Origin of the sequence: Luteitalea sp. TBR-22, assembly GCF_016865485.1 — a bacterium.
GTDB lineage: Bacteria > Acidobacteriota > Vicinamibacteria > Vicinamibacterales > Vicinamibacteraceae > Luteitalea.
In genome coordinates this window covers 1,518,073-1,541,503 of the sequence record NZ_AP024452.1, presented here as the reverse complement: position 1 = coordinate 1,541,503, position 23,431 = coordinate 1,518,073, and the positions used below count along the sequence as shown (strand labels likewise).

Below are 23,431 nucleotides of genomic sequence, written 5' to 3'. Positions count from 1 at the left end.
AGTCGGACGACGGATGCGGAACCGCGGTGCGCGTTCGTCTCGTCCGGTGGTGCATGAACGCCTACAGGTCGATCAGCAGCACGCCCTTGTTGGTGGGATGCGGTCGCACCGACCGCACCGACGGAAGGCCCTTCACGGCAGCCATGACGGCGGCACGGACGCGGCCGGTGCCAATCCCGTGTACGACCTCGACGAGGGTGTCGCCTGACCGGAGGGCCACGTCGAGGTGCCTGAGCAGCGCCTCGCGCGCGTCGATGGTCGTGAGGCCGTGCAGATCGATGGACGAACGCGCGTCGCTCGACGTCGAACGGGGCGCGTCCGACGACGCCGGGGGTGGAGCCGCCGACGAGACACGGCCGCGGCGTGCCTTCGAGGCCGGGGCAATGGCGCGCAGGTCATCGCTTCGACAGGTGATGGTGAGGCCGCCGACCAGCACGCGCCAGGCCTGCCCTCGCGCCTCGACGATCGCCCCGCGGCGATTGAGCGAGACGACCAGCACCTGTTCCCCGACGGCGAACGCCATGGCCGGGCGCGATTGTGTCACGTACGGCCGGGATCGCACGTCGGCCTGGCGAGCGCGAGTCAGGCGCGTGGCAGCTTCGGCGGCCGCGTCCCGCGCAGCACCGCCCCCGCCACCGGGATGTACTCGAGCTCCTCGCCCGCCCGCGCCGCCCGCAGCAGGACGCCACCGCGACTCATGTCACCGCGCCCGACGAAGGTCGCCGGAAAGACCAGGCGACTGCCGAGCACGTCGATCAACGGCTGCGTGTACTTGGGCGACGCAATGCTGCCGAGGAGCACCACCTCGCCAGCCTCGTCGCGGGCCAGCCGCACCACGTCGCGACGCAGCGGCTCGAGGTAGCGCGGCTCGCCGGTGTCGATCGGCACGCGCGCCAGCGCCTCGTACTCGTCGGCGCCGACCGGCGTGGCGGGCTCGAGCAAGCCCAGGCATGGCGTGATGACGAAGCTGCGCCCGGCCGCGAAGCGATCGGCATAGGCCAGCTTGCCGCGGAAGTACAGCGCGCTGATGAACGCGTACAACTCGCCGATCGGCACGCGCTCGCCGGCCCGCAGTCGCGCCGCCAGGGGCACGTTCGGCGACGTCTGCAGGAGTCGTCCGCGTGGCCCGCCTGCATTGGCTGGCGACAGCAGGAACACGCGCGATGTCGTACTCGGTCGCGTCATGTGGTACCTCTGTCGCTGGCCCGCACACTGCAACCCGACGGTTCGGCCGGAAACACGAGGCGATTGTCCTCGATGGCCGGCACCAGTGTCGCCACCATCATGCGATGACCATGCCCACGCGCCCATCGTCGCCAGACCTCGCGATGCCCGAGTGGCTCGAGCCGATGGCCGCCACCCTCACGCAGGAGCGGTTCGGCGCCGGCGGCGACTGGCTGTTCGAACGCAAGTTCGACGGTATCCGCCTGCTGGCCTACAAGCGCGGCACCGACGTGCAGCTGTTCTCGCGCAACCGCCTGCCGCAGCACCTGCCGGCCGTGGCCGCCGCGGTCTCCCGCCTCCCCGCGCGTGAGCTGATCCTCGACGGCGAGGTCGCCTGGGACGGCCACAGCAGCTACCACGTGTTCGACGTCCTCTGGATGAACGGCGCCCTGCTCACGAGCTTCCCCCTGGAGGATCGACTCGCGCGCCTCGCCGCGCTGCCCTTCAGGGAACCGCTGCGCCGCGTCGAGGTGCTCGACGACGCCGACCCGTGGGACCGTGCGCGCCGCGAGCACTGGGAAGGCGTCATCGCCAAGCGGCGCGGCTCGCCGTACGAGCACCGCCGCTCGAAGCTGTGGCTGAAGATGAAGGTGGAGCGGTCGCAGGAGTTCGTCGTCGGCGGCTTCACCGACCCGCAGGGCTCGCGCGTCGGACTCGGCGCGCTGCTCATCGGCTTCTACGCCCCACACGAGGCTGCAACACGACGTGGCCGCGCGTCGAAGGGCGTGCCACGGGATCTGGCGAGGGATCTGGTGTTCGCCGGCAAGCTCGGCACGGGCTTCGACACGCGCCTGCTGCTCGACCTTCGCGCGCGCCTCGACGCGCTGCTGATCGACGCCAGTCCGTTCACGAGGGCCGTCGGCCTGCCCCGCCACGCCCACTGGGTGCGCCCCGAGGTCATCGTGCAGGTGGCCTTCCTCGAGTGGACCGCCAACGACAAGCTGCGGCACCCCCGCCTGATCGGCGTCCGCCACGACAAGGCCCCGCACGACGTCGTGAAGGAGGAGTCGTGATCACCCATCCGGACAAGGTGCTCTTCCCCGACGACGGGATCACCAAGGGCGACGTCGCGGCCTACTACGAAGCGGTGGCCCCGGTGATGCTGCCGCACCTGCGCGGCCGCCCGATCACGATGGAGCGCTACCCGGCCGGCATCGGCGCCAAGGGCTTCTGGCAGAAGGACGTGTCGAAGGGCTTCCCGCCCTGGCTGGAGCGCGTGGAGGTGGCCAAGAAGGACGGCGTCGTGCACCACGCCGTGGTCGACGACCTGCGAGCGCTCCTGTGGGTCGCCAACCAGAACACGATCACGCAGCACGTGTGGCCGGCGCGCCGGCCGCACCTCGATCGCCCCGACCTCTGCGTCTTCGACCTCGACCCGGCCAACGACGACGATGCGGCGGGCGTGCGAACGGCGGCGCTGGCGTTGCGCGACCTGCTCGGGGAACTCGGCTTGCGCTCCTGGATCAAGACCACCGGCTCCAAGGGCTTCCACATCGTCGTGCCGCTCGACGGCAAGAGCACGACGGGGCAGGCGGCGCGATTTGCCGATGCCGTGGGCCGGCTGGCCGTTCGCCTCGCGCCCGACACCCTGACGCAGGAGTTCGCCAAGGCCGATCGCGGCGGCCGGATCTACATGGACACGGGGCGCAACGGCTACAGCGCCACGTTTGCCGCGCCCTACACCCTCAGGGCCCGGCGGGGGGCGGCGGTGTCAGCGCCTTGCACGTGGGAGGAGATCGAGGACGGCACGGTGCATCCCGGGTCGTTCACGCTGCGGACGATGCGCGACCGGATGGATGCGGTCGGCGATCCGTGGGCCGACCTGCAGGCCGGCGGGCAGTCGCTGAAGGGGCCAGTGGCGGCCGTCAGAACCAGGCTGTCAGCCTAGCCTGGTGCGGCGCTCGCCGGCGTCAGGCTGCCGGAATCGCGGCACCCGCTTGCCACCCGAGCTTTGTCCTGAAACGATACAAATCAGGCACTGACAGCCGCCGAGCCACCCGACGCGTCCCACGAGACGCTGAGTTTCTGCCGAAACGTTTGTATTCCAAGGTGTAATGGACGTCGGCCACCTGCATTCTCGACAATGAACGCTCTATACTGCTGACCGTCCCATGCTCCCGGCCTTTTCCGGAATTCCGGCACGCACTCAGGTCTCCACGGCCGTGAACACCAGGACCCGGGGTTCGCGTGTACAGGTGCTTCCCGGCTGTCGAATCGTCGACATCGTCACCAACGAGTTCGACGAGTTGAACGAGTGTGCCGCCGGCTGGTCGCTGGTCCATCAGCCCCTGAAGGCGACCTGCCACAGCGACGCGTTCCTGGTCATGACGCCGTCGCTGCAGGTCGGGCACATCGCCCACTCGGCGGCGTATACCTCGCAGGGCCAGGCCCCCCGCGGCTCGGTCGTCATGGGAATTCCCCTCGACCAATCGCGTCCGATGCTGCAGCGGGGTCAGGTCATGGACACGCAGCATCCGGGGCTGCTCTCGAGCGGCCAGGGCTTCGAGTGCGTGTGTCGGGCGGGCGCCCGGTTCCTGACCGTGGTGCTGGCCAACGACACGCTGGAGCGGTACGCGGCGGACCTGTGGCACGAGCCGCGACTGGTCGCGCAGGCCCCGGAACGACTGGACTTCCTGAGCGAGGCGCACCGTGCGAGGTTCCTCGACACCTGTGCGCAGTTGCTCGACATCGCCCACCGCGACCCGGCCATCCTCACCGACGGCGAGGCGGCGCGGATCCTCGAGGCCGAAGTGGTCCAGGGTCTGTTCCTGAACGCGCGCCCGCCCGGCCCGCCACGCGAGGTGCCAGGGCGCCGCGAGGTGGCGCGTCGCGCCTATGCCTTGCTCCAGGAGAGCACCGACCAGGTGCCGTCGATTCGCGACCTGTGCGCCTTCACGGGCGCCAGCTACTCCACGCTGGAACGCGGCTTCCTCGAACTGTACGGGATGCGCCCGAAGGCCCTGACGACGGGGCTGCGGCTCTCGCGGGTGCGTCGCACCCTGCGCACGCCCGGCCTCTCGGCCACCGTCACCGCGGTGGCGCTCCGGTGGGGGTTCGTGGAGTTCGGGCGCTTCTCGGCGCTGTACCACCAGCGCTACGGCGAGTTGCCCAGCGAGACGCTGCGCCGGACCCACGAACAGGCATTCGGTGTCGATGCCTCCGCGCGCCAGCCCTGGCTCCCTTCGCCCCACGTCGTCCTCGCCGACCGACGCTGACCTGCCGATCCCGGGCCGGCCGCGTGTCCCCCGCCTTCCTGGCGGCAACACCTCTCTCGCACCTCTCTCCTGTCGGCGGCCGCGTGCAGGCCTTCCCGCGGCCCCGCGTGTAAGCATCGTCTGACAAAGACACCTGTCGTCCCCGCCTCTTCCCGCGCCTGACGAAAACTGCATAGTCGCCGCAACGCCGCCAGCGAGAGCATGGCGCTGCAGTCGCATGCACGGCTTCTGGGCATGCGGCATCGAGTGAGTGGCGCGAGGCATGACGCAGGGAAGGAACCATCGTGACTGAGATTTCGGCACAAGAACGGGCCATTGCCGAAGGCCGCAAGGTGCTGCACGGCAAGGCGAGCGACCGCGTCCTCAGGATGTTCGACGCCATCCGCGCCTACGGGCCACCTCGCGTCGCGCTCGAGCGGGCGGTGTACTTCACCGAATCGTTCAAGGCCACCGAGGGCCAGCCGCTGGTCCTGCGCTGGGCCAGGGCCCTGCACCACATCGCCGAGCACATCTCGGTGACGATCCTCGACGACGAGTTGATCGTCGGCCGGCCCAACACGTGGCTGGGTCGCTACTCGCTGGTGTATCCGGAACTCGATGGCACCATCATCCAGGCCGGCGCGCAGGCCTTCATCGCCGCCAAGGGTGCCCCCGACGCGGTCACCGTGACCGACGACGACAAGCGGATCATCGACGAAGTGCTGTTCCCGTACTGGAACGGCAAGGACTTCACCCCGAACTTCATCAAGGCCCTGCCGCCGGAGACCAGGCACTTCACCTGGGGCTCCGATCCGGCCAACGTCGGCACCACGCAGACCTTCGTCATCGTCTCGACGTCGACGATGCGGCATTCGCAGAACTGGGTGCCGGACTTCGCCAAGATGCTGACCCGCGGCTGCAAGGGGCTGCGCGAGGAAGCGCAGGCGCGCCTGGCGGCCCTCGACGACCCGCGCGACCTGGCCTTCCGCAAGCCGTTCTACGAGGCGGCGATCATCACCTGCGATGCCCTGAGCCTGCTCGCGCGGCGCTACTCCGAAGAGGCCGCCGCCCTGGCCGCACGCGCCACCGACCCGCAGCGCAGGAAGGAACTCGAGGAGATCGCCGCCATCTGCGCGTGGGTCCCGGAGAACCCGGCGCGGACCTTCCGCGAGGCGATGCAGGCGCAGTGGTTCACCCAGCTCTTCTCGCGCTTCGAGGAGATGGTCGGCGGGCAGGTCAACCAGGGCCGGATGGACCAGTACCTGTATCCCACCTACAGGAAGGACCTCGAGGAGGGCCGCATCACCCCGGAGGACGCCCAGGAGCTGTTCCAGTGCCTGTGGCTGAACATGATGCAGAGCATCGAGTCCCAGATGTCGCCGTCGGCGGCCAAGGGGCGCGAGGGCTTCTCGCATCACGAGACGGTGACCATCGGCGGCCAGACTCCCGACGGCCTCGACGCGACCAACGAGCTGTCCTACCTGATCCTCGAGTCGACGCGCCCGCTCCGCAGCAGCTACCCGGAACTGGGCGTGCGCATCCACGCCGGCACGCCCGACCGGTTCCTGCACGCGGTGGCCGAGACCATCAAGGACGGCAAGGGCTCGCCCAAGATGATCAACGACGAGTTCGTCGTGCCGTGGTTCCTGAGCAACGGGATCGTCAAGAAGGAAGCGCTTGATTACGCGATGTCCGGGTGCTCGGAGTCGCGTCTGCCCAACCGCGAGACCCACAAGACCGGGAACGCCGGCATCAACTACGGCGCGGTCATGGAGATGACGCTCCGTGACGGCCGGATGAAGATCTACGACGACGAGCAGTTCGGCCTGAAGACCGGCGACCCGCGGACCTTCGCGACCTACGACGATGTGTGGAATGCGTTCCGGCTGCAGCTGGAGAACGTCACCAAGCACATCATGATCCAGAACTACATCGCCGCGGGGCTCAAGCCGCGGTACATCGCGGCGCCACTGGCCTCCACCCTGCACGACCTGTGCATGGAAGCCGGTCGCGACCTGCACACACACGCCGACTACATCCCGGGGGCGCTCGACGCCTCGTGCATCGACGGCCTCGGCGGGTTCGCGACCTGCATCGACTCGCTGGCCGCCATCAAGCACCTGATCTTCGACACGAAGAAGCTCACCTGGGACCAGCTGCTCGAGGCGCTCGAGGTGAACTGGCAGGGCCGCGAGGCCGTCCGTCAGCTCTGCCTCAATGCGCCGAAGTACGGCAACGGCATCGAGTGGGTGGACGCGATCGGGTACCGCATCCAGCGGACGGTCATGGAGTACGCGCACGCGCATCCGCGGCCGCACGGCCAGAGCGCCAACGTGCGCATCATCCCGATCACCTTCCACAACCCGTGCGGCAAGGTGACCATGGCGACGCCGAACGGGCGGCCCGCCGGCGAGTACCTCTCCGACGGCATCGTCCCGTCGCACGGCTGCGACACCAAGGGCCCGACGGTCACGCTGCAGTCGATCGCCAGGGCGACCTGCCACATCTACAAGGAGCACCGCGAGGACCTGCTCAACATGAAGATCGCGCCCGCCAACGTCGCGGGCGAGGAAGGGACGCGACGGCTGATGCAGCTGATTCGCGCCTGGAGCAGCCAGAAGCACGCGCACATCCAGTTCAACGTCCTCAGCAAGCAGGCGCTGCTCGAGGCGCAGAAGGATCCCGAGAAGTATCGCGACCTGGTGGTGCGCGTGGCCGGCTACTGCGCGTACTTCACGGAGCTGTCGCCGTCGCAGCAGGCCGAGATCATCGCGCGGACCGAGCAGGTGAACTGAACTGGGCGCCGCCCGAATCGGCGGCGACCGAACAGCCGTACTCGTGGGCCCCCGGCCCTGAATGACGGCGGGCCGGAAGACAACCACAGCGCCGTGCCTCCGGCCCGGGAAGTGGCGCTACACAGTCGAGGAGACGCATGGAGACAATCGTCCTGACCGGCATTGCACGGTCAAAGGGTAAGGCGGCCGGAGAAGCGCTGGTCAATCGGCAGCGCATTGGCTGGGCCTTCAACCACGTCGGCAACGAGGACGGCATGGTGATGGCGCCAGGCGCCGACACTCAGGGCCAGATCGTCACCGGCAAGATCTTCGTCTACCCCACCACCGCCGGCTCCACCAGCGGCGCCTTCAGCCTGTACTACAAGTGCAAGGTCTCGCACCACGGCCCCGCCGGCCTCATCTGCCAGCAGGTGCACTACATCGACATCAACGGCGCCATCGCCGGTGAGATTCCCGCCGTCGACACGTTCGACAAGGACCCGGTTGCGACGATCAAGACCGGCGACTGGGTCGAGATCGACGCGCCCGAGGTCGGTGAGAAGGCCACCGTGACCATCACCCGCAAGGGCTAGCGTCCCGTCCACCCGATCGAACGTCGAGACGACCCTTTCAAGAGAGAACACCGTGAAATCAAAAATGACCCTCACGCAGTACCAGCAGGAGATGCTGGATGGCAAGCATGGCGAGGCCAAGCAGTTCTGCATGGACAAGCTGCTCGACTTCGGCAAGGCCGTGGAGGCCACCGAGATGGTGGACCTCGTGCTGACGCTGAACTGCTGCCCCATCTACGTCAAGGACCGGATGGAGCCCGAGCGCCTCAAGAAGCTGAACGAGTACGACCTCGGACACAGCCCGCTCTACGACCCGCTCTTCGCGATGAAGGACGCGCACGTCCACGACGAGTCCGGCACCGAGTGCGGCAACGACCCGTACATGATGCAGTTGGACAAGGCCCACGAGCTCGACGCGGCGCCCAATGGCAAGCCGTGGAACTTCGAACTCCCCGGCAAGGGGAGCTTCAAGCTCGACAAGGAGATGGTCGCCGGCTTCCAGGCGGGCTACGACAAGCTCACCGAGCACGGCTGGCTGCCCTGGCTCTCGTGCAACCCGTACCTCAACACGCGCATCCCCAAGATGGGCGAGTACGCGGCCAGCTCCGAGTCGAGCGCCGCGTGCTACATCAACACGATCCTCGGCGCCCGGACCAACCGCGAAGCCGCCATCAACACGATCTACTGCGCCTACACCGGCTGCCTGCCCAAGTACGGCAGCCACCTCGATGAGAATCGCGCCGCCAAGTGCATCGTCGAACTGACCGACGAGGTGCGCGACAACATCAAGGGGATGGCCGACTGGGGCGCCCTCGGCGCCTGCATCGCCGAGAAGGCCGGCAACCGGATCATGGCCGTGCTGAACCTGCCCAAGAAGATGGGCCCCGGCGCGACCAAGAACCTGATCTCGTGCGCCTCGCCGGGCATGAACGACCCGATGCTGCACCTGATGGGCTACACGCCGGAGTCGCCGACGCTGGAAGCCGCCTTCAAGGGCAACATGCCGAAGAACCCCGAGCGCTACGTCGTGACGATGGAAGACGTCGTCGAGATGTACCGCCACCTCAACGCGATCTCGCCGGCCCCCGGCCCGGAGAAGGCCAAGCCGGTGGACATCGTCGTCTTCGGCTGCCCGCACGCGACCTGGGACGAGGTCCGCGAGGTGGCGCGCCTGGTCAAGGGCAGGAAGGTGAAGGAAGGCGTGAAGCTGTGGGTGCAGACCGACACGCCCACCTACTTCATGGCACAGCACTACGGCGACACCAAGGCGATCGAGGACGCCGGTGGCCACATCTTCCACCAGACGTGCATCGCGATGTCGCCGATCCGCCACTACCCGAAGGACACGGTCATCGCCACCGACAGCTTCAAGTACGTGAAGCTGGGCGGCGGCTTCGGGCCGAAGTGGATCTACGGCAACCCCGAGGCGCTGGTCAACGCGGCCGTCACCGGCGTGTTCACGCCGACCGCGCGTTGGGAGTACTGGAGCAAGCCGCGCAAGGAGCGGCTCGACAGCGAGAAGGAGCGCCCGCTGTACCAGGGCACCCGCCCGATGGTCGACTAGCGGCGCCTCCACCCGGCAATACGGCGGGCGCCCCGTGCAAGCGGGGCGCCTCGCCGTCCGAACCACCCGCGGTCACTCACCAGCCATGACGGCGCACACGACGGTTCCCTTCGTCGACACCAACATCATTCCTGACCGGAACGTCGGTATCGGGAGCCTGCTGTGGGACCTCCAGCATCCCGGGGACGCCGGCCGCGACGAGCCGCCGCTGCTGGGCCCGGCGTTCGCATTCATCGATGTGGGCGTCTCGCGCGCGCAGGTCGCCGTCGCGCTCAAGACGCTGCTGGCCGACGACTTCGCCATGGACGTCGAGTACGTGGCCACCGAACGCCCGGAGGCGGTGCCCGCCGCCAGCGTCTGGCTGGTCGGCGAACCGGGCGAGACGGTCCGCCGATCGGTCGCCCGGATGATCTCGACGACGCAGACCGCGCGCGACGTCGACGACTGGTACTTCGTCGTCGACCGCGAGGGCACGGTCGCCTCCGTGACCTATTGCTACGAGCTGCACGGGAACGAGGTGTGGGAGGCGTACTTCATGGGCCGCCCCTTCATGCACGAGGGTGAACGCGTCGCGTTCTCGGACCCGGAGCTCGATGCGCTGCTCGCTGCTGACGTCATGCGCATCGAGGCCGGGATGGCCCGCGAGCAGCAGGCTCACGCCCTCCGCCGCCCGGCGCCGTCGTGGGAGGGATACCGCGTGCAGTGGAATCCCCTCCAGAAAGGCCTCGCGGAGTGCGGGATCGTCCTGCAGGCGACCGACGTGCCGCGGCGCGTCCCTGGGCGCCAGAACGTGCTGTTCCTGGGCAACGTGCTGAATCACTACCCCCGCGATGAGCGGGCACGCCACTTCGAGCGCATCACCGCCGACATGCACGAGGACGACCTGATCGTCGTCCAGATGGACGGCATCGAGACGCCGTCGATCGACGTCTTCCACCTCGCGCGGCACGGCGGCGGAGTCAGGCGCGAGCGCGTGCGGTGGATCAACACCAGGACGCTGGAGGTCCGGCGGCGGGCGCCCGACTCACGCGCGTGGCAGTTGCTGCACCTGGAACCCGAGGTGCGGCAACTGGTCCGACGCCTCGTCGAGGACTTCTGCAGGAGTCACGGTGTTGGCGAGGCCGATGTCCACGGCCGCATCAGCCACGTGCTCAGGACCTTCTTCAGGGCCGCGCCTGTCGACGCGACCCGTCGTATCGCCATCCAGGAAGCCGCGCGGAGGCTGTCGGCCGACGCCGCGCGTTGCTGACCGCCGCGCCCCGACCCGACCCTCGAACCATGATCACCATCACCGACATCGCCCTCGAGAAGATTGCCGAATCCAGGAAGCGCCTGCAGGCCCCGGTCAAGGGACTGCGGGTGCTGGCCGTGCCGCGCTCGCCGCTGCGCGCGGACTTCGGGCTGCGGTTCGTGCCCGCGGAAGAACCGGCCTCGCCCACCGACATCGTCCAGCGCGTCGAGGGAATCGACGTGTACATCACGCAGGAGAGCGCTCCCTACCTCGAAGACGCCACCATCGACTTCGTGTTCAGGATCGTCGGCAGCGACTTCGAGGTCGTGACCGGCCTGCGGCGGCTCGACACTCCGGAAGGCGCGATCGCCGAACGCATCCAGGAGGCGATCGAGCAGGAGGTCAACCCGTCGCTGGCCACGCATGGCGGCGAGTCGAGGCTGATCGACTTCAGGGACGGCGTCGTGTTCCTCGAGCTGTCTGGCGGTTGCCAGGGCTGCAGCATGGCAGGCGCCACGTTGAAGGACGGCATCGAGACGTCCCTGAAGCGACGCGTGCCGGAGGTGCGGGAGGTCCGCGACGTCACCAGGCACGCCAACGGCCGGACCCCGTACTACCAGTGAGGGTGGCCCCGGCGTCACCTGCGTGGCGCAGGCAGCACCCGGGCGCTGGCCGACCCGCCGTGGGCGTCTCCCTTGTAACTCGAGCGATGGCAGGAGTTGATCGATGACGCCCTACCCGGACCACATGTTCTTCACCTCGGAGTCGGTCGCCGAGGGGCACCCGGACAAGTTCTGCGACCAGGTGTCGGACGCCGTGCTCGACGAGTGCCTGCGGCAGGACCCGGACGCCCGCGTCGCGTGCGAGTGCTACGTGACCATGGGCGCCCTGATCATCGGCGGCGAGATCACGAGCACTGCGCTCTTCGACCCGGCCGACGTCGCACGACAGGTCGGCAACGCCATCGGGTACTCGTCGCCGGAGTACGGCTTCGACGTCAACACGGCCGCCATCCTGCGCACCATCCACGCCCAGTCGCCGGACATCGCGCGCGGCGTGATGCAGGCAGGCGGGCAGATCGGCGCCGGCGATCAGGGCCTGATGTTCGGGTACGCCTGCTCGCAGACGCCCGAGCTGATGCCGTTGCCGATCCAGTTGGCCCACCGCCTGGCGACGCGGCTGGCCGACGTGCGCAAGCGCAAGGAGTTGCCGTACCTCGGCCCCGACGGCAAGACGCAGGTGACCGTGGAGTACCAGGGCGGCAAGCCGCTGCGTGTCGACCACGTGGTGATCGCTGCCTCGCACACGGCGGCCGTGGTCACCCGGGACGGCACCCACACCACCGACGAGGCCAAGCAGGAGATCGTCGACCAGGTCGTCCGGCCCGTGATCGGCGGTCTGCTCGACGAGCGGACGACGATCGTCGTCAACGGGACGGGCAAGTTCCTGGTGAGCGGCCCGCAGGGCGATACCGGGCTGACCGGCCGCAAGATCATCGTCGACACCTACGGCGGTTGGTCGGTGCACGGCGGCGGCGCCTTCAGCGGCAAGGACGCGACCAAGGTCGATCGGTCCGCCGGTTACATGACCCGCTACATCGCCAAGAACATCGTCGCGGCCGGCCTGGCCGATCAGTGCCTCGTGCAGGTCGGCTACTGCATCGGCGTGGTCGACCCGGTCTCGGTGATGGTCCACACCTACGGCACCGGCACGATCGGCGACGACGCGCTGGCCGCGGTGGTGCGGCAGGTGTTTCCCCTGTCGCCGCGGGGAATCATCGACCACCTGCACCTCAGGGAACCCGTGTACGCGAAGACCGCAGCCTACGGCCACTTCGGGCGGAACGGGTTCACGTGGGAACACATCGACGCGACCGACGAACTGCTGGCCAAGGCACGGTCGGCATGACCGATCGCGGGCGCGGGTACGACACCGGCGCGGGGCACACGAACGGAAAGGGCAGACCATGAACTCATACCTCGAACACGCGCTGCACCCGGTGATCCTGATCTACGTGGTCAGCGGCATGCTGGCGCTCGGCCTGGGACAGACCGTCGGCCAGATCCTCGGTCCGTTGCGGAACCTGCGACTGACGCTTTCAGCCGTCGTCGCCAGCTACGTGATCATGCCGGCCCTGGCCGCCGTGCTGGCGCGCCAGTTCGGGCTCGACACGGACCTGCGGTACGGGCTGGTGCTGATGATGATGGCGGCCGGCGCCGAGGTCGGCCCGCTGCTCACCGGCATCTCCAGGGCCAACGTCAGGCTCGCGGGCGGGCTGCTGGTGCTGTCGATCGGCATCACGATCGTCTACCTGCCGCTGATGCTCGGGGTGTTCCTCCCCGATGCCCACGTGCCGGTCGGACACCTGCTCGTCAAGCTGGGCCTGACCATCGTGGCGCCGCTGACCCTCGGCCTCGTGATCAGGGCCTACTGGGAGAAGGTCGCGCACGCGTGCGAGGGATACCTGCACCAGATCTCGCGCATCTTCGTCCTGCTGCTGACCGGCATCGTGCTGCTGCTGTACTACGAGCGCATCATCGGCCTGATCGGCACCTACGCCAACCTGGCGGCGATCATCTGCATCCTCGGCGGCTTCGCCATCGGCTACCTGCTCGGCGGGCCCGATCCCGGCAGCCGCCTGGCGATGGGCTACATGCACGGCGCGCGCAGCGCCAGCATCGCCGTCATGGTCGCCGCCGACGTGTTCGGCGACCGGCCCGGCGTGATGCTGATGATCGCGGTCATGACGCTGTTCATCCTCGTGATCCTCATCCCACTCTCCTCGCTGCTGAAGCTCGCGCCAGGCGCGACGAGCCAGCCTGCGACCCAGCACTGAGGTCCACTGTCCCTGAACGGAGACACGCGGCCATGACGACACAACGCAAGCGCATCGCACTGAACTGCGGCGGCAACTACGTGCCAGGGCTCAATGCCGTGGTCACCGGCACGGTCCTGGCCGCAGACGAGCTCGGCTGGGAGGTGGTCGGCATCCGCGACGGGTTCGACGGCCTGCTGGCCCCCGAACGCTACCCGGATGGCGGTCTCTTCACGCTCACGCCGGCGATGGCCGAACGCCTGTCGCCGGGCGGCGACGCGGTGCTCGGCAACGCCACCCGCACCGACCCGTTCCACGTCCGCCAGATCGATGCCGACAGCCAGATCGCGGAGGTGGACCGTTCGGGCGACCTCATCGCGGCGATCGAGGCGCAGCACGTCGACGCGGTGATCTCCGTGGTCGGACCACGGGCGCTGAGCATCCTGTTCCGGCTGCATCGGCAGGGGCTCCGCACCGTGTGCGTGCCGACGTCGGTCGAGAACGACGTCGCCGCCACGCAGCTCTCGTTCGGGTTCAACAGCGCCCTGAGCTTCACCGTCGACATGCTCGAGCGCGTGCGGCAGGCGGCGCAGGGCGCGCGGCGGATCGGCGTCGTCGAGGTACTCGGCGAGCACGCCGGATGGCTCGCGCTGCAGGCGGGCATCGCGGTGTGCGCCGATGCCATCCTGATCCCCGAGATCCCGTACGACCTGGCGCCGGTCGCGGCGCGCTTGCGGAAGAAGGCGGAGGCAGGGCGCGCGGCCGGCCTCGTGGTCGTCGCGCAGGGCGCGAGACCGCGTCCCGGTACTGAGGCGAACGCCGACGCCACGGTGACAGACCCGTTGCGGGCCGCGCTGTCCCCCGGATCGACCGACCAGGCCGGCGCCTACGTCATCGAGGCGGCGGGGCGTGCGTCCGACGCGGTGGCGCGCCAGCTTCAGCGGGCCACCGACCAGACGGCCGAGCCCCTGGTGCTCGGCCAGTTGGTGCGCGGCGGGGCTCCCACCGCCGTCGACCGGCAGTTGGGCCTGGCGTACGGCGCCGCCGCCGTGCGGGCGCTGCAGGCCGACCGCACCGGCGTGCTGGTCACCTTCCAGCCACCCGAGCTGCAGTTCGTACCCCTCGCCGACGCCATCAACCGGGTGCGCACCGTGCCGGCAGGCAGCGTGTTCGTGAAGGTCGCCCGCTCGCTCGGCATCTCCCTCGGTGAAAGCGAGGTGGCGTGATGCTCCCCCCAGCCGCGAACCCGGCCGACCGCAAGGGCACGATCCTCAACATCCAGCACTTCTCGACGCACGACGGTCCGGGCATCCGGACCACCGTGTTCCTCAAGGGCTGCTCGCTGCGGTGCAAGTGGTGCAGCAATCCCGAGAGCATCCACCCGCGGCCGGAGCTGGCCTACAACGCCCGCAAGTGCATCGGCAAGGTGGAGTGCGGCTTCTGCCTGCAGGAATGCCCGGAGTCGGCGATCTTCACAATCGACTCCGACCTCGCCGTGCGCATCAACTGGGACCTCTGCACCAACTGCGGCAAGTGCGTGCCCGCCTGCCCGCCGCAGGCGCTGTACCTCTTCGGCAAGGAGATGACGGTCACGGAGGTGCTCGACGAGGTCGAGCAGGACAGCAGCTTCTACCACGAGTCCGGTGGGGGCCTGACGCTGAGCGGTGGCGAGTGCCAGCTCCAGGCCGACTTCGCCTCGGCCCTGCTGGCCGGGGCCCACGAGCGCGGCATCAACACGGCGATCGAGACGGCGTTCAACGTGCCGTGGTCGCACGTGGAGAAGGTGCTGCCCCACGTCGACGTGGTCCTGCACGACCACAAGCTGACCGACCCGGCGCGGCACAAGACGTGGACCGGCGTCGACAACCGCCGCATCCTCGACAACATCAGGCGCGCCTACGAGACCTGGCCCGACAAGACCTTCATCGCCCGCACCCCGCTCATCCCGGGCGTCAACGACGACGAGGCGCACATCCGCGCGGTGCTCGACTTCATCAGGCCTCACAAGAACGTCGTGGACTACGAGCTGCTGCCCTACATGCGCTTCGGGGAGAGCAAGTACGGGTTCCTCGGCAGGGTGTACGAGATGGAGGACTTCGAGCCGCCGTCGCCGCAACTGCTGGCCCACCTGCGGGGCATCATAGACGAGGCGTTCGGGCGCAGTGGCAAGTAGCACGCGCCGGCGCTCGGACGCCGACCACCTGGAGAGCCGATGACCCAGTCACCCGACCCGCACGCCGGCGGCCACGACGCGCCGCAGATCTCGCCCGCCGAGGCCCTGCAGCGCCTCAAGGACGGCAACGAGCGCTTCCTGCGCGGCACCTCGCGCTTCACCGGCATGGACACGACCACGCTCGACGCTCTCGCCGGCGGGCAACAGCCGTTCGCGACGCTGCTCGGCTGCGCCGACTCGCGCGTGCCGCCCGAGCTGATCTTCGACGCCGTCCTCGGCGAGTTGTTCGTCGTCAGGGTCGCCGGCAACGTGCTGTCGCCCGAGGTCGCCGGCAGCCTGCAGTACGCGGGCGCGCACCTGCGCACGCCGATCTTCGTGGTGCTCGGGCACGAGGGCTGCGGCGCGGTGTCGGCCGCCCTCCAGAGCCACAGGAAGGGCGTGCAGCACCTGTCGCGCATCCAGTTGCTGGTCGACAGCATCCTGCCGGCCATCGCGGACGTGAGCGACAAGCTGCCGCCACAGCAGCAGCTGGCCGCGGCCGTCGAGGCCAACGTCCGTCACCAGATCGCCGCCATCCGCGACTCCCCGGAGGCGCGCGCACGTGAGGCTTCCGGCGGCTTCCTGCTGATCGGCGCCATCTACGACCTCGCCACCGGGCGGGTGCGATGGCTGGATGAACGTAACGTTTAACGTTTAACGTTTAACGTTTAACGCTTGACGATTGACGCTTGACGATTGACGCCTGAACGCTTGATGCCTGGTGGCTGGTGCCGCAGGCGTGGGGCGTGACGCTCGATGGATGTGACGGTTGGCGCGGCCTGCCGTCGGTGACGGTCCGACCGTCACGGAGAACGCCTCATGGAATTCCTGGCCACACTGCTGGTCCAACAGCCGCTGCTCGCGGTGTTCCTGGTCATCGCGCTCGGCTATGCGATCGGCGCCATCGACCTCAAGGGGTTCTCGCTCGGCGTGGGCGCGGTGCTGTTCTCGGGGCTGGCGGTCGGCGCGCTGGCGCCGAAGGCCCAGCCGCCCGCGCTGGTCGGGACGCTCGGCCTGGTGATGTTCCTCTACGGGCTCGGGGTGCAGTTCGGCCGGCAGTTCTTCGCCGGCCTGGCCAGTCGTGAGGGGCGGCGTTACAACCTGCTGGCCGGCCTGGCGCTGCTGGCCGCTGCCGTGACGACCCTGGCGCTGCAGGCGCTGCTGGACACGCCGCACGACCTGATGGCGGGCATCTTCGCCGGATCGGGTACCAATGCGGCCACGATGCAGGCCGCCATGGAAGCGGCCGGCACCAACCAACCGGCGATCGGCTACAGCGTGGCGTTCCCGTTCGGCCTGGCCGGCGCCATCCTCTGCATGTACGTGGCGCAGTTGGTGGTCAAGCCGGACACCGAGCGCGGACTCGGGTCCGGACTCCACACCCTCGAGATCGTGCTCCGTTCGCCCCAGGTCGTCGGTCGGACGCTCGGCGACATCGCCTCGCACCTGCCCGCGGGGGTCAGCCTGCTGGTGGTCCGCGTGGCGGGCGAGAACCGCCATCCCGATCCGGCCTACGTCCTCGGCGACGAGGATGTGCTGTTGCTCGGCGGCGAGGACCGGGAGGTGCTCGAGACGGCCGGCGCGACGCTGGGCGAGCGCGCGGCCGGGCAGGTGGTCTTCGACCGCAGCGCCATGGACCTCGTGCGCGTCTTCGTGTCGCGCCCGGCGGTGGCCGGCACCCGCGTCGCCGACCTGCAGCTGCCTGCAGGGGTCGCGGCCACGGTGACGCACGTGCAGCGTGGCGACACGGAGATGCTGATCACCCCGGGCCTCACCTTCGAGCTCGGCGACCGCGTCGGCCTGCTCGCCGATCGCGGCGCGTTCGCCAGCCTGCGCAAGCATTTCGGCGACTCGATCCGCGGCACCACCGAGTTCAGCTACGTGTCGCTCGGCGTCGGCATGGTCCTCGGCGTGCTGCTCGGCACCGTCGCCTTCCCCGTCCCCGGCCTCGGCACGCTGAAGGTCGGCGTCGCCGGCGGGTCGCTCATCGCGGCGCTGATCCTCGGCAAGCTCGGTCGCACCGGCCCGCTCACCTGGACGATGCCGCTGTCGGCCAACCTCACGCTGCGCAACTTCGGGCTGTCGCTGTTCCTGGCGCAGGTCGGCATGGCGTCGGGTGCGCCGTTCGTCGACGTGGTCGCCAACGGCGGGCTCGTCTACCTGGCGGCAGGCGCGGGGATCCTCTTCGCGCTCGCGCTGACGCCGCTGCTGGTCGGCCACTACGTCATGCACATCCCGTTCGACGACCTGCTCGGCGTCACCGCGGGCATCACCGGCACGCCAGCCATCCTCGCGTACGCCTACCGCCGCTATCCGTCGGAGCGCGTCGAGGTGTGCTACGCGATGATCTACCCGGCGACGACCATCGTGAAGATCGTGCTGGCGCAGATCCTGATCGCGCTGGGCCGGGCCGGCTCCTGAGGCGCCGGCGGCAGGGCGTCCCGCCATGGTGGACCGCGGGAGGCCTCCCTCGTGCCTGCAGCCTGCGGCGTCACCGCGAGGCTCAGTGCCGCAGCACCCGCGCCAGTTCAACGCTCATCTGCACCACGTCGATCGGTTTCGGCAGCCGGCCGTTGAAGCCGTGCCGTTCGTAGTGCGCCAGGATGTCGTCGTGGGCGTATCCGCTGGTCACCAGGGCGACGACCTGCGGGTCGAGGTGCCGCAACTCCGGCAGGACGTGCGCACCACCGCGTCCGCCGGGCGCCGTGAGGTCGAGGATCACGGCGTCGTAGCGCCGGCCCTCGCGCAGCGCCGCCTCGTACAGGCGGCACGCCGAGTCGCCATCGGCGCACACGTCGGAGTCGTAGCCGATCCGCGCCAGGAGCCGCTGGAAGACGCGCCGGAGCGCCTCGTCGTCGTCCATCACGAGGATGCGCCCGCCGCCACCCACCACCAGTGCCGCGGGCGCGACGCGGGGCACCGCGCCCGAGGACGGGAGGAGAATCTCGAAGCGGGCGCCGCTGCCCGGCCTCGACGCGACCGTGATGCGGCCGCCATGCCGGGTGACGATCGACTGCGACGTCGCCAGTCCGAGGCCGCTGCCGGTCGGCTTGGTGGTGAAGAAGGGGTCGAAGATCTTCGGCAGGTCGCCCGGCGCGATCCCCGGGCCCTCGTCCTGCACGGCGATGCGTACGTACCGGCCAGGCGGCAGCCCCGGCTCCGCGTCGGCGCCCAGGACGACGTTGTCGGCTGCGACCTCGATCGAGCCGCCCTCCGGCATGGCCTGCATGGCATTGATCACCAGGTTGTTCAGCACCTGGTTGAGCTGCCCGAGGTCGGCATCGACCGCGTCGAGTTCCTCGGCCACGGCGAAGACACACCGGCAGTTGGACCCGCGCGTCACGAACCGCGCCGACTCGATGACGAGTTCCCGGATCGACGTCACGTCCCGGACCGGCGACCCTCCCTTGGCGAAGGTGAGGAGTTGCGAGGTGAGGGCGGCGGCGCGCCTGGTGGCGTCCTCGAGATCGCGGTGCAGCGTCGCGGCCTCCTGGTCCCGCGGCAGCAGGTCGCGCAGCAGGGTCAGGTTGCCGGCGATGGCGCCGAGCAGGTTGTTGAAGTCGTGGGCGATGCCCGCTGCCAGGGTGCCGATGGCTTCGACCTTCTCGGCCTGGCTGATGCGCGCCTCGAGGCGCCGGCGTTCGGTGATGTCGATGTGGGAGCCGAGCATCCGGATCGGCCGGCCCTCGTCATCGGTGATGACCGCGGACTGGGCGAGGATCCACCGGTAGGAGCCGTCCTTGTGGCGGAGCCGGAACGTCACGTCGTGCGGCCGCGTCGGGTCGACGATGGTCGCGTGCATCTCCGCGAGGGCCGACTCGAGATCGTCGGGATGCAGGCGGGACTGCCAGGACTCGAAGCGGTCGGGGAGTTCGTCGGGCTGGTAGCCGATCTGGCGCTTCCACTCGTCGGAGTAGCGCACCGTGTTGGTGCCGAAGTCCCAGTCCCAGAGACCGACGCCACCGGCCTGCGTGGCCTGGTTCAGGCTCCTGAGGGCGTCGCCGAGCTTCCGCTCCCGCACCCGGTCCGCGGTCACGTCGAAGCCGGTGCTGACGAAGTACTCGCCGATCGGGATGCTCACCATGTGGAGCACCTGCGACGTGCCGTCGAAGGGGGTCTCCCACTCCTTCGGCTGTCCCGTGGCGATGATCTCCTCCACCAGCGGCAGGAACGTCCTGACGGGATCGGCGCCGGGGAAGATCTCCTCGGTGGTCTTGCCGAGGATGTCCTCGAGCCGCCGACGCCATGACCTCAGGGCCGCGCCGTTGGCATCGACGAGCCGCCACGTGACGATCTCCCCGCGCTCGTCGCGGACGACCCGCCAGATGTGCACCTCCATGAGCGCGTGCTCGAAGAGGCTCCGGTAGAGGACGTCGCGACCGATGTCGTCGTTGCGTTCGGACGGACCTCCCTGTCCACCACTGGTCACAGGGTCCACGGGACGGCCCTCCTCGTCGCGCCGTGCGCGGTACCGGCTACCGCCGCGCACGTTCGACGGCGGCCATAGCATGGCAGAGTTTCCGGCCGCGTGTCTCGCTCGCTCCGGGCGGTGTGGTCGCGCCTCGCAGTCCGGCCGGCCGCTTCCGCTATAGTGGGCCGCCGGAGGCGTCCTTCGTGCATGCGGCCTGCGGTGTGATCCTCGTCCTGCTCCTGACGCTGAGCGCCTGCGCGCGCCCCGACGGCGGGACGTCGGCGAGCGGCGCCGGTCGCGACTGGCGCGCGTACCTCGGCGACGCGGGCAGCACCCACTACTCCACCCTGGACCAGATCACCACGGCCAACGTCGGCCAGTTGCAGGTGGCGTGGACCTTCGATGCGGCGGGCACGCCCGTCGAGGGCGACGCGAGCAGCACCGCGAAGGGCGACTACCAGACCAACAACCTGATCGTCGACGGCGTGCTGTACACCGCCTCGCCGGCCCGGCAGGTGATCGCCCTCGACGCCGCGACGGGCAAGGAGCGCTGGCGGTTCGACCCGCGCAGCGAGCGCGAGGATGCCGTCGGCAATCGACAGCGTGGGCTGGCGTACTGGGAGGACGGCGAGGACCGCCGCATCTTCACCTCCGCCGGCACGTGGCTCTACGCGCTCGACGCCCGCACGGGCGCGCCGATCCGCACCTTCGGCGACAACGGGTCGATCCACCTCGGGCGCGGCCTGGGCGTGCGCGGACTGCCGTCGGTTCGCCTCAACACGCCGGGGGTCGTCTACAAGGACCTGCTGATCCTCGGCGGGCTGATTCCCGAGAACGTCAGCGGCGGCATCCGCGCCTTCGACGTGCGCACCGGACAGTTGCGCTGGACGTTCCGGACGATCCCGCGTCCGGGCGAACACGGCTACGACACGTGGCCGAAGGACGCGTGGAAGACGGCCGGCGGCGCCTCCGACTGGTCCGGGCACTCGGTGGACGTGGCGCGCGGCATCGTGTACGTGTCCACCGAGACGGCCGGCCCCGACTTCTGGGGCGGCGACCGCTACGGCGAGAACCTCTTCGCCAACTCGGTGATCGCGCTCGACGCCAACACCGGCAGGCGCCTCTGGCACTTCCAGGTCGTGCATCACGACCTCTGGGACCTCGACCTGCCGGCGCCGCCGACGCTGCTCACCGTGACGCACGGCGGCCGACGCATCGACGCGGTCGCCCAGGGCACCAAGCACGGCCTGCTCTTCGCCTTCGATCGCGTGACCGGAGCGCCGCTGTGGCCCGTCCACGAGCGGCCCACCGAGCCGTCGCGGCTGCCCGGCGTGAAGGTGTGGCCGACGCAGCCGGTCCCCGAGAAGCCCGCGCCGCTGATCCGGCAGCGGTACACGATCGACGACGTGTCGACGATCTCGCCGCTGGCCCGCTTCGACACGACGGAGCGCTTCAAGCGCAGCGGCAACTTCGGCGCGATGCCGCCGCCGAGCACCGACGAGACGATCCTCTTCCCCGGTCCCGACGGCGGCTTCGAGTGGGGCGGCGCCGCCGCGGACCCCGACGGCATCCTCTACGCCAACGTCAACGAGATCCCGTGGTTCTACCGGATGATCCCGACGCGCGGGCCTGACGGCGCGCCGCTGACGCCGGGGCATCGGCAGTACCTGGTGCACTGTGCGGCCTGTCACGGCGCGGATCGACGCGGCGACGTGAAGGGCGGGATGCCCAACCTCACGGCCCTCGCGCCGCCGAAGGACGAGGCCTTCGTCCTGAAGGTGATGCAGACCGGCGGCGGCCGCATGCCGCCGTTCGATCGGCTGCCCGAGGGACAGCGACGCGCCATCGCCGGGTACCTGTTCGGCACCGAGAAGCCGGCGGCGCCCACCGCGACGAACGACAAGCAGCCGCCCGAGCCCCCGTATGCCTTCGGCGGCTTCCGCCGCTGGAGCGATCGCGAGGGCTACCCGGCCATCAAGCCGCCGTGGGGCACGCTCAATGCCGTCGACATGAACACCGGCGAGATCAAGTGGAAGGTGCCCCTCGGCGAGTACCCGGAGCTGACGGCGCGCGGCATCCCGCCGACCGGCACGGAGAACTACGGCGGCCCGGTGGTCACCGCCGGCGGCCTCGTCTTCATCGCCGCGACGGCCGACGAGACCATCCGCGCCTTCGACAAGCAGACGGGCCGCGTGCTCTGGCAGGCCAAGCTGCCGTTCAGCGGCAATGCGACGCCGAGCACGTACATGGTCGACGGCCGGCAGTACGTGGTGATCTCGGCCGGCGGCGGCAAGTCGGGCCGCCCGGCGGGCAGCGCCCTGGTCGCCTTCGCGCTACCGAGGTAGGGCGCGGTGTCCCACCGCGCCGGAGGCCGGGCACCGGGCACCGGGCAGCGGGGCAGCCGGCGCGCGGCGCGCGTTCGCGCTCTGCTAGTGTGTGGCGCATGAAGGCCCTCTTCATCCACGCCCACTTCGACGACTACGAGTTCACGGCCGGCGGCACCTTCGAGCTGTGGCGGCGGGCGCTCGGCGCCGCCTTCGAGGCGAAGGTCCTGGTCTGCACCGACGGCAAGGCGGGGCACCACGCGCGGACGCGCGAGGAGACGGGACGGATCAGGCTCGAGGAACAGGCCGCGTCGGCCCGCATCGGGCAATACGCCGTCGACGTGCTGCGCCTGCCGAACGGCCACGTGCCGCGCGAGGCGTGCCTGCAGGTGACGCCCGACCTGCTCGCCGCGCTGTGGAAGGCGATCCGCGACTTCGAACCGGATTACCTGTTCTGTCCGCCGCTCGGCGCCGACCCGCTGGCCGGCATCCACAACGACCACGAGACCATCGCCGAGGCGGTGCGCCGCGTCGCCTACATGATCAACGTGCCACACGCGTTCACGCCCGAGTACCCCGCCGACGAGACACAGTCACGGCCGTGCACGGTGCCGGTCATCGTCAACGTCTACGACGGCTACATGTTCGGCGCCAACGCCTTCGACATCGCCATCGACGTCGAGGACGCGTTCGAGACGATCGCCGACATGACGTGGTGCCACCAGTCGCAGATTGCCGAGTGGCTGCCGTGGGTGGGCCGGCACGCGATGGCGCCCCCGGCCTCGCGCGAACACTGGGCCAGCCTGCTGCGCGCCCGCTTCGAGCGGACCGGCCGCGAGCTCGGCATCACCTCCGGCCGGGCCACGGAGGTCTTCCGCATCACCGCCTGGGGCGCCGTGCCGACGCTGGCGCAACTGCAGGCCGACTTCCCGCCCTTCGCGCCCGCGTCCAACCTCGACGCGCTCGAACGACGGTTGCGCCTCTGGAACCACGCCTGATCGGTCGGTGTTGAACGCCGCGGTTCCTCCCCTGACGTGCCCCTGACCGTCGACCAGGGTCGACGGCCACGTCCGGGGACGCGCCCTTGTCCGGTGCGCGCCGCCTGCCGTA

At 69.6% G+C, this 23,431-nt stretch carries 19 protein-coding genes; 16 read left to right on the top strand and 3 right to left on the bottom strand.

The window, feature by feature from the left end:
• Positions 1-61: 61 nt before the first annotated feature.
• Together TBR22_RS06275 and TBR22_RS06270 are read right to left on the bottom strand one after the other, a co-directional pair.
• Positions 62-523: a Smr/MutS family protein gene (locus TBR22_RS06275; RefSeq protein ID WP_239492107.1), complete on the bottom strand. Its 462-nt coding sequence runs from the start codon at positions 521-523 to the stop codon at positions 62-64.
• Between the two features lie 59 nt (positions 524-582).
• The gene (locus TBR22_RS06270) at positions 583-1,185 is read right to left on the bottom strand and encodes a hypothetical protein (protein ID WP_239492106.1); all 603 of its coding nucleotides are present in this window, start codon (positions 1,183-1,185) and stop codon (positions 583-585) included.
• Positions 1,186-1,295: 110 nt separating this feature from the next.
• On the opposite strand from TBR22_RS06270, the gene TBR22_RS06265 reads away from it, so the two are divergent.
• The 14 genes from TBR22_RS06265 (at position 1,296) to TBR22_RS06200 (ending at position 18,007) form a co-directional block, all read left to right on the top strand.
• Entirely contained in the window at positions 1,296-2,237 is a 942-nt protein-coding gene (locus TBR22_RS06265) for a hypothetical protein (RefSeq protein WP_239492105.1), read from the top strand.
• Entirely contained in the window at positions 2,234-3,112 is an 879-nt protein-coding gene (gene ligD, locus TBR22_RS06260) for a non-homologous end-joining DNA ligase (RefSeq protein WP_239492104.1), read from the top strand. Before TBR22_RS06265 ends, ligD begins: the two co-directional genes overlap by 4 nt.
• Before the next feature lie 307 nt (positions 3,113-3,419).
• Entirely contained in the window at positions 3,420-4,439 is a 1,020-nt protein-coding gene (locus tag TBR22_RS06255; protein WP_239492103.1) for a helix-turn-helix domain-containing protein, read from the top strand.
• 284 nt (positions 4,440-4,723) lie between these two features.
• Positions 4,724-7,213, top strand: a complete 2,490-nt coding sequence (locus tag TBR22_RS06250; RefSeq protein WP_239492102.1) for a pyruvate formate lyase family protein — start codon at positions 4,724-4,726, stop codon at positions 7,211-7,213.
• Between the two features lie 137 nt (positions 7,214-7,350).
• The gene (locus tag TBR22_RS06245; protein ID WP_239492101.1) at positions 7,351-7,785 is read left to right on the top strand and encodes an aconitase X swivel domain-containing protein; all 435 of its coding nucleotides are present in this window, start codon (positions 7,351-7,353) and stop codon (positions 7,783-7,785) included.
• 64 nt (positions 7,786-7,849) lie between these two features.
• The gene (locus TBR22_RS06240) at positions 7,850-9,328 is read left to right on the top strand and encodes an aconitase X (protein WP_239492100.1); all 1,479 of its coding nucleotides are present in this window, start codon (positions 7,850-7,852) and stop codon (positions 9,326-9,328) included.
• Positions 9,329-9,413: 85 nt separating this feature from the next.
• The gene (locus TBR22_RS06235; protein ID WP_239492099.1) at positions 9,414-10,577 is read left to right on the top strand and encodes a hypothetical protein; all 1,164 of its coding nucleotides are present in this window, start codon (positions 9,414-9,416) and stop codon (positions 10,575-10,577) included.
• A gap of 29 nt (positions 10,578-10,606) precedes the next feature.
• Positions 10,607-11,182, top strand: a complete 576-nt coding sequence (locus TBR22_RS06230) for a NifU family protein (RefSeq protein WP_239492098.1) — start codon at positions 10,607-10,609, stop codon at positions 11,180-11,182.
• Positions 11,183-11,285: 103 nt separating this feature from the next.
• Positions 11,286-12,467, top strand: a complete 1,182-nt coding sequence (metK, locus tag TBR22_RS06225; RefSeq protein ID WP_239492097.1) for a methionine adenosyltransferase — start codon at positions 11,286-11,288, stop codon at positions 12,465-12,467.
• 58 nt (positions 12,468-12,525) lie between these two features.
• Complete coding sequence (locus tag TBR22_RS06220) at positions 12,526-13,395, top strand: bile acid:sodium symporter family protein (protein WP_239492096.1); 870 nt, start codon at positions 12,526-12,528, stop codon at positions 13,393-13,395.
• A gap of 32 nt (positions 13,396-13,427) precedes the next feature.
• Positions 13,428-14,600: a 6-phosphofructokinase gene (locus TBR22_RS06215; protein ID WP_239492095.1), complete on the top strand. Its 1,173-nt coding sequence runs from the start codon at positions 13,428-13,430 to the stop codon at positions 14,598-14,600.
• Positions 14,600-15,547: a glycyl-radical enzyme activating protein gene (locus TBR22_RS06210; protein ID WP_239492094.1), complete on the top strand. Its 948-nt coding sequence runs from the start codon at positions 14,600-14,602 to the stop codon at positions 15,545-15,547. Before TBR22_RS06215 ends, TBR22_RS06210 begins: the two co-directional genes overlap by 1 nt.
• A 39-nt stretch (positions 15,548-15,586) precedes the next feature.
• The gene (locus TBR22_RS06205; protein WP_239492093.1) at positions 15,587-16,237 is read left to right on the top strand and encodes a carbonic anhydrase; all 651 of its coding nucleotides are present in this window, start codon (positions 15,587-15,589) and stop codon (positions 16,235-16,237) included.
• A 168-nt stretch (positions 16,238-16,405) separates the two neighbouring features.
• Entirely contained in the window at positions 16,406-18,007 is a 1,602-nt protein-coding gene (locus TBR22_RS06200; protein WP_239492092.1) for an aspartate:alanine exchanger family transporter, read from the top strand.
• Between the two features lie 82 nt (positions 18,008-18,089).
• On the opposite strand, the gene TBR22_RS06195 is transcribed toward TBR22_RS06200, so the two are convergent.
• Entirely contained in the window at positions 18,090-20,024 is a 1,935-nt protein-coding gene (locus tag TBR22_RS06195) for a hybrid sensor histidine kinase/response regulator (RefSeq protein WP_239492091.1), read from the bottom strand.
• 194 nt (positions 20,025-20,218) lie between these two features.
• Here TBR22_RS06195 and TBR22_RS06190 point away from each other — a divergent pair, with 194 nt between their 5' ends.
• Together TBR22_RS06190 and TBR22_RS06185 are read left to right on the top strand one after the other, a co-directional pair.
• A complete protein-coding gene (locus tag TBR22_RS06190) occupies positions 20,219-22,342 on the top strand; it encodes a pyrroloquinoline quinone-dependent dehydrogenase (protein WP_239492090.1) in 2,124 nt (707 codons plus the stop codon).
• A 98-nt stretch (positions 22,343-22,440) separates the two neighbouring features.
• Positions 22,441-23,319, top strand: a complete 879-nt coding sequence (locus tag TBR22_RS06185; protein WP_239492089.1) for a PIG-L deacetylase family protein — start codon at positions 22,441-22,443, stop codon at positions 23,317-23,319.
• Positions 23,320-23,431 lie beyond the last annotated feature (112 nt).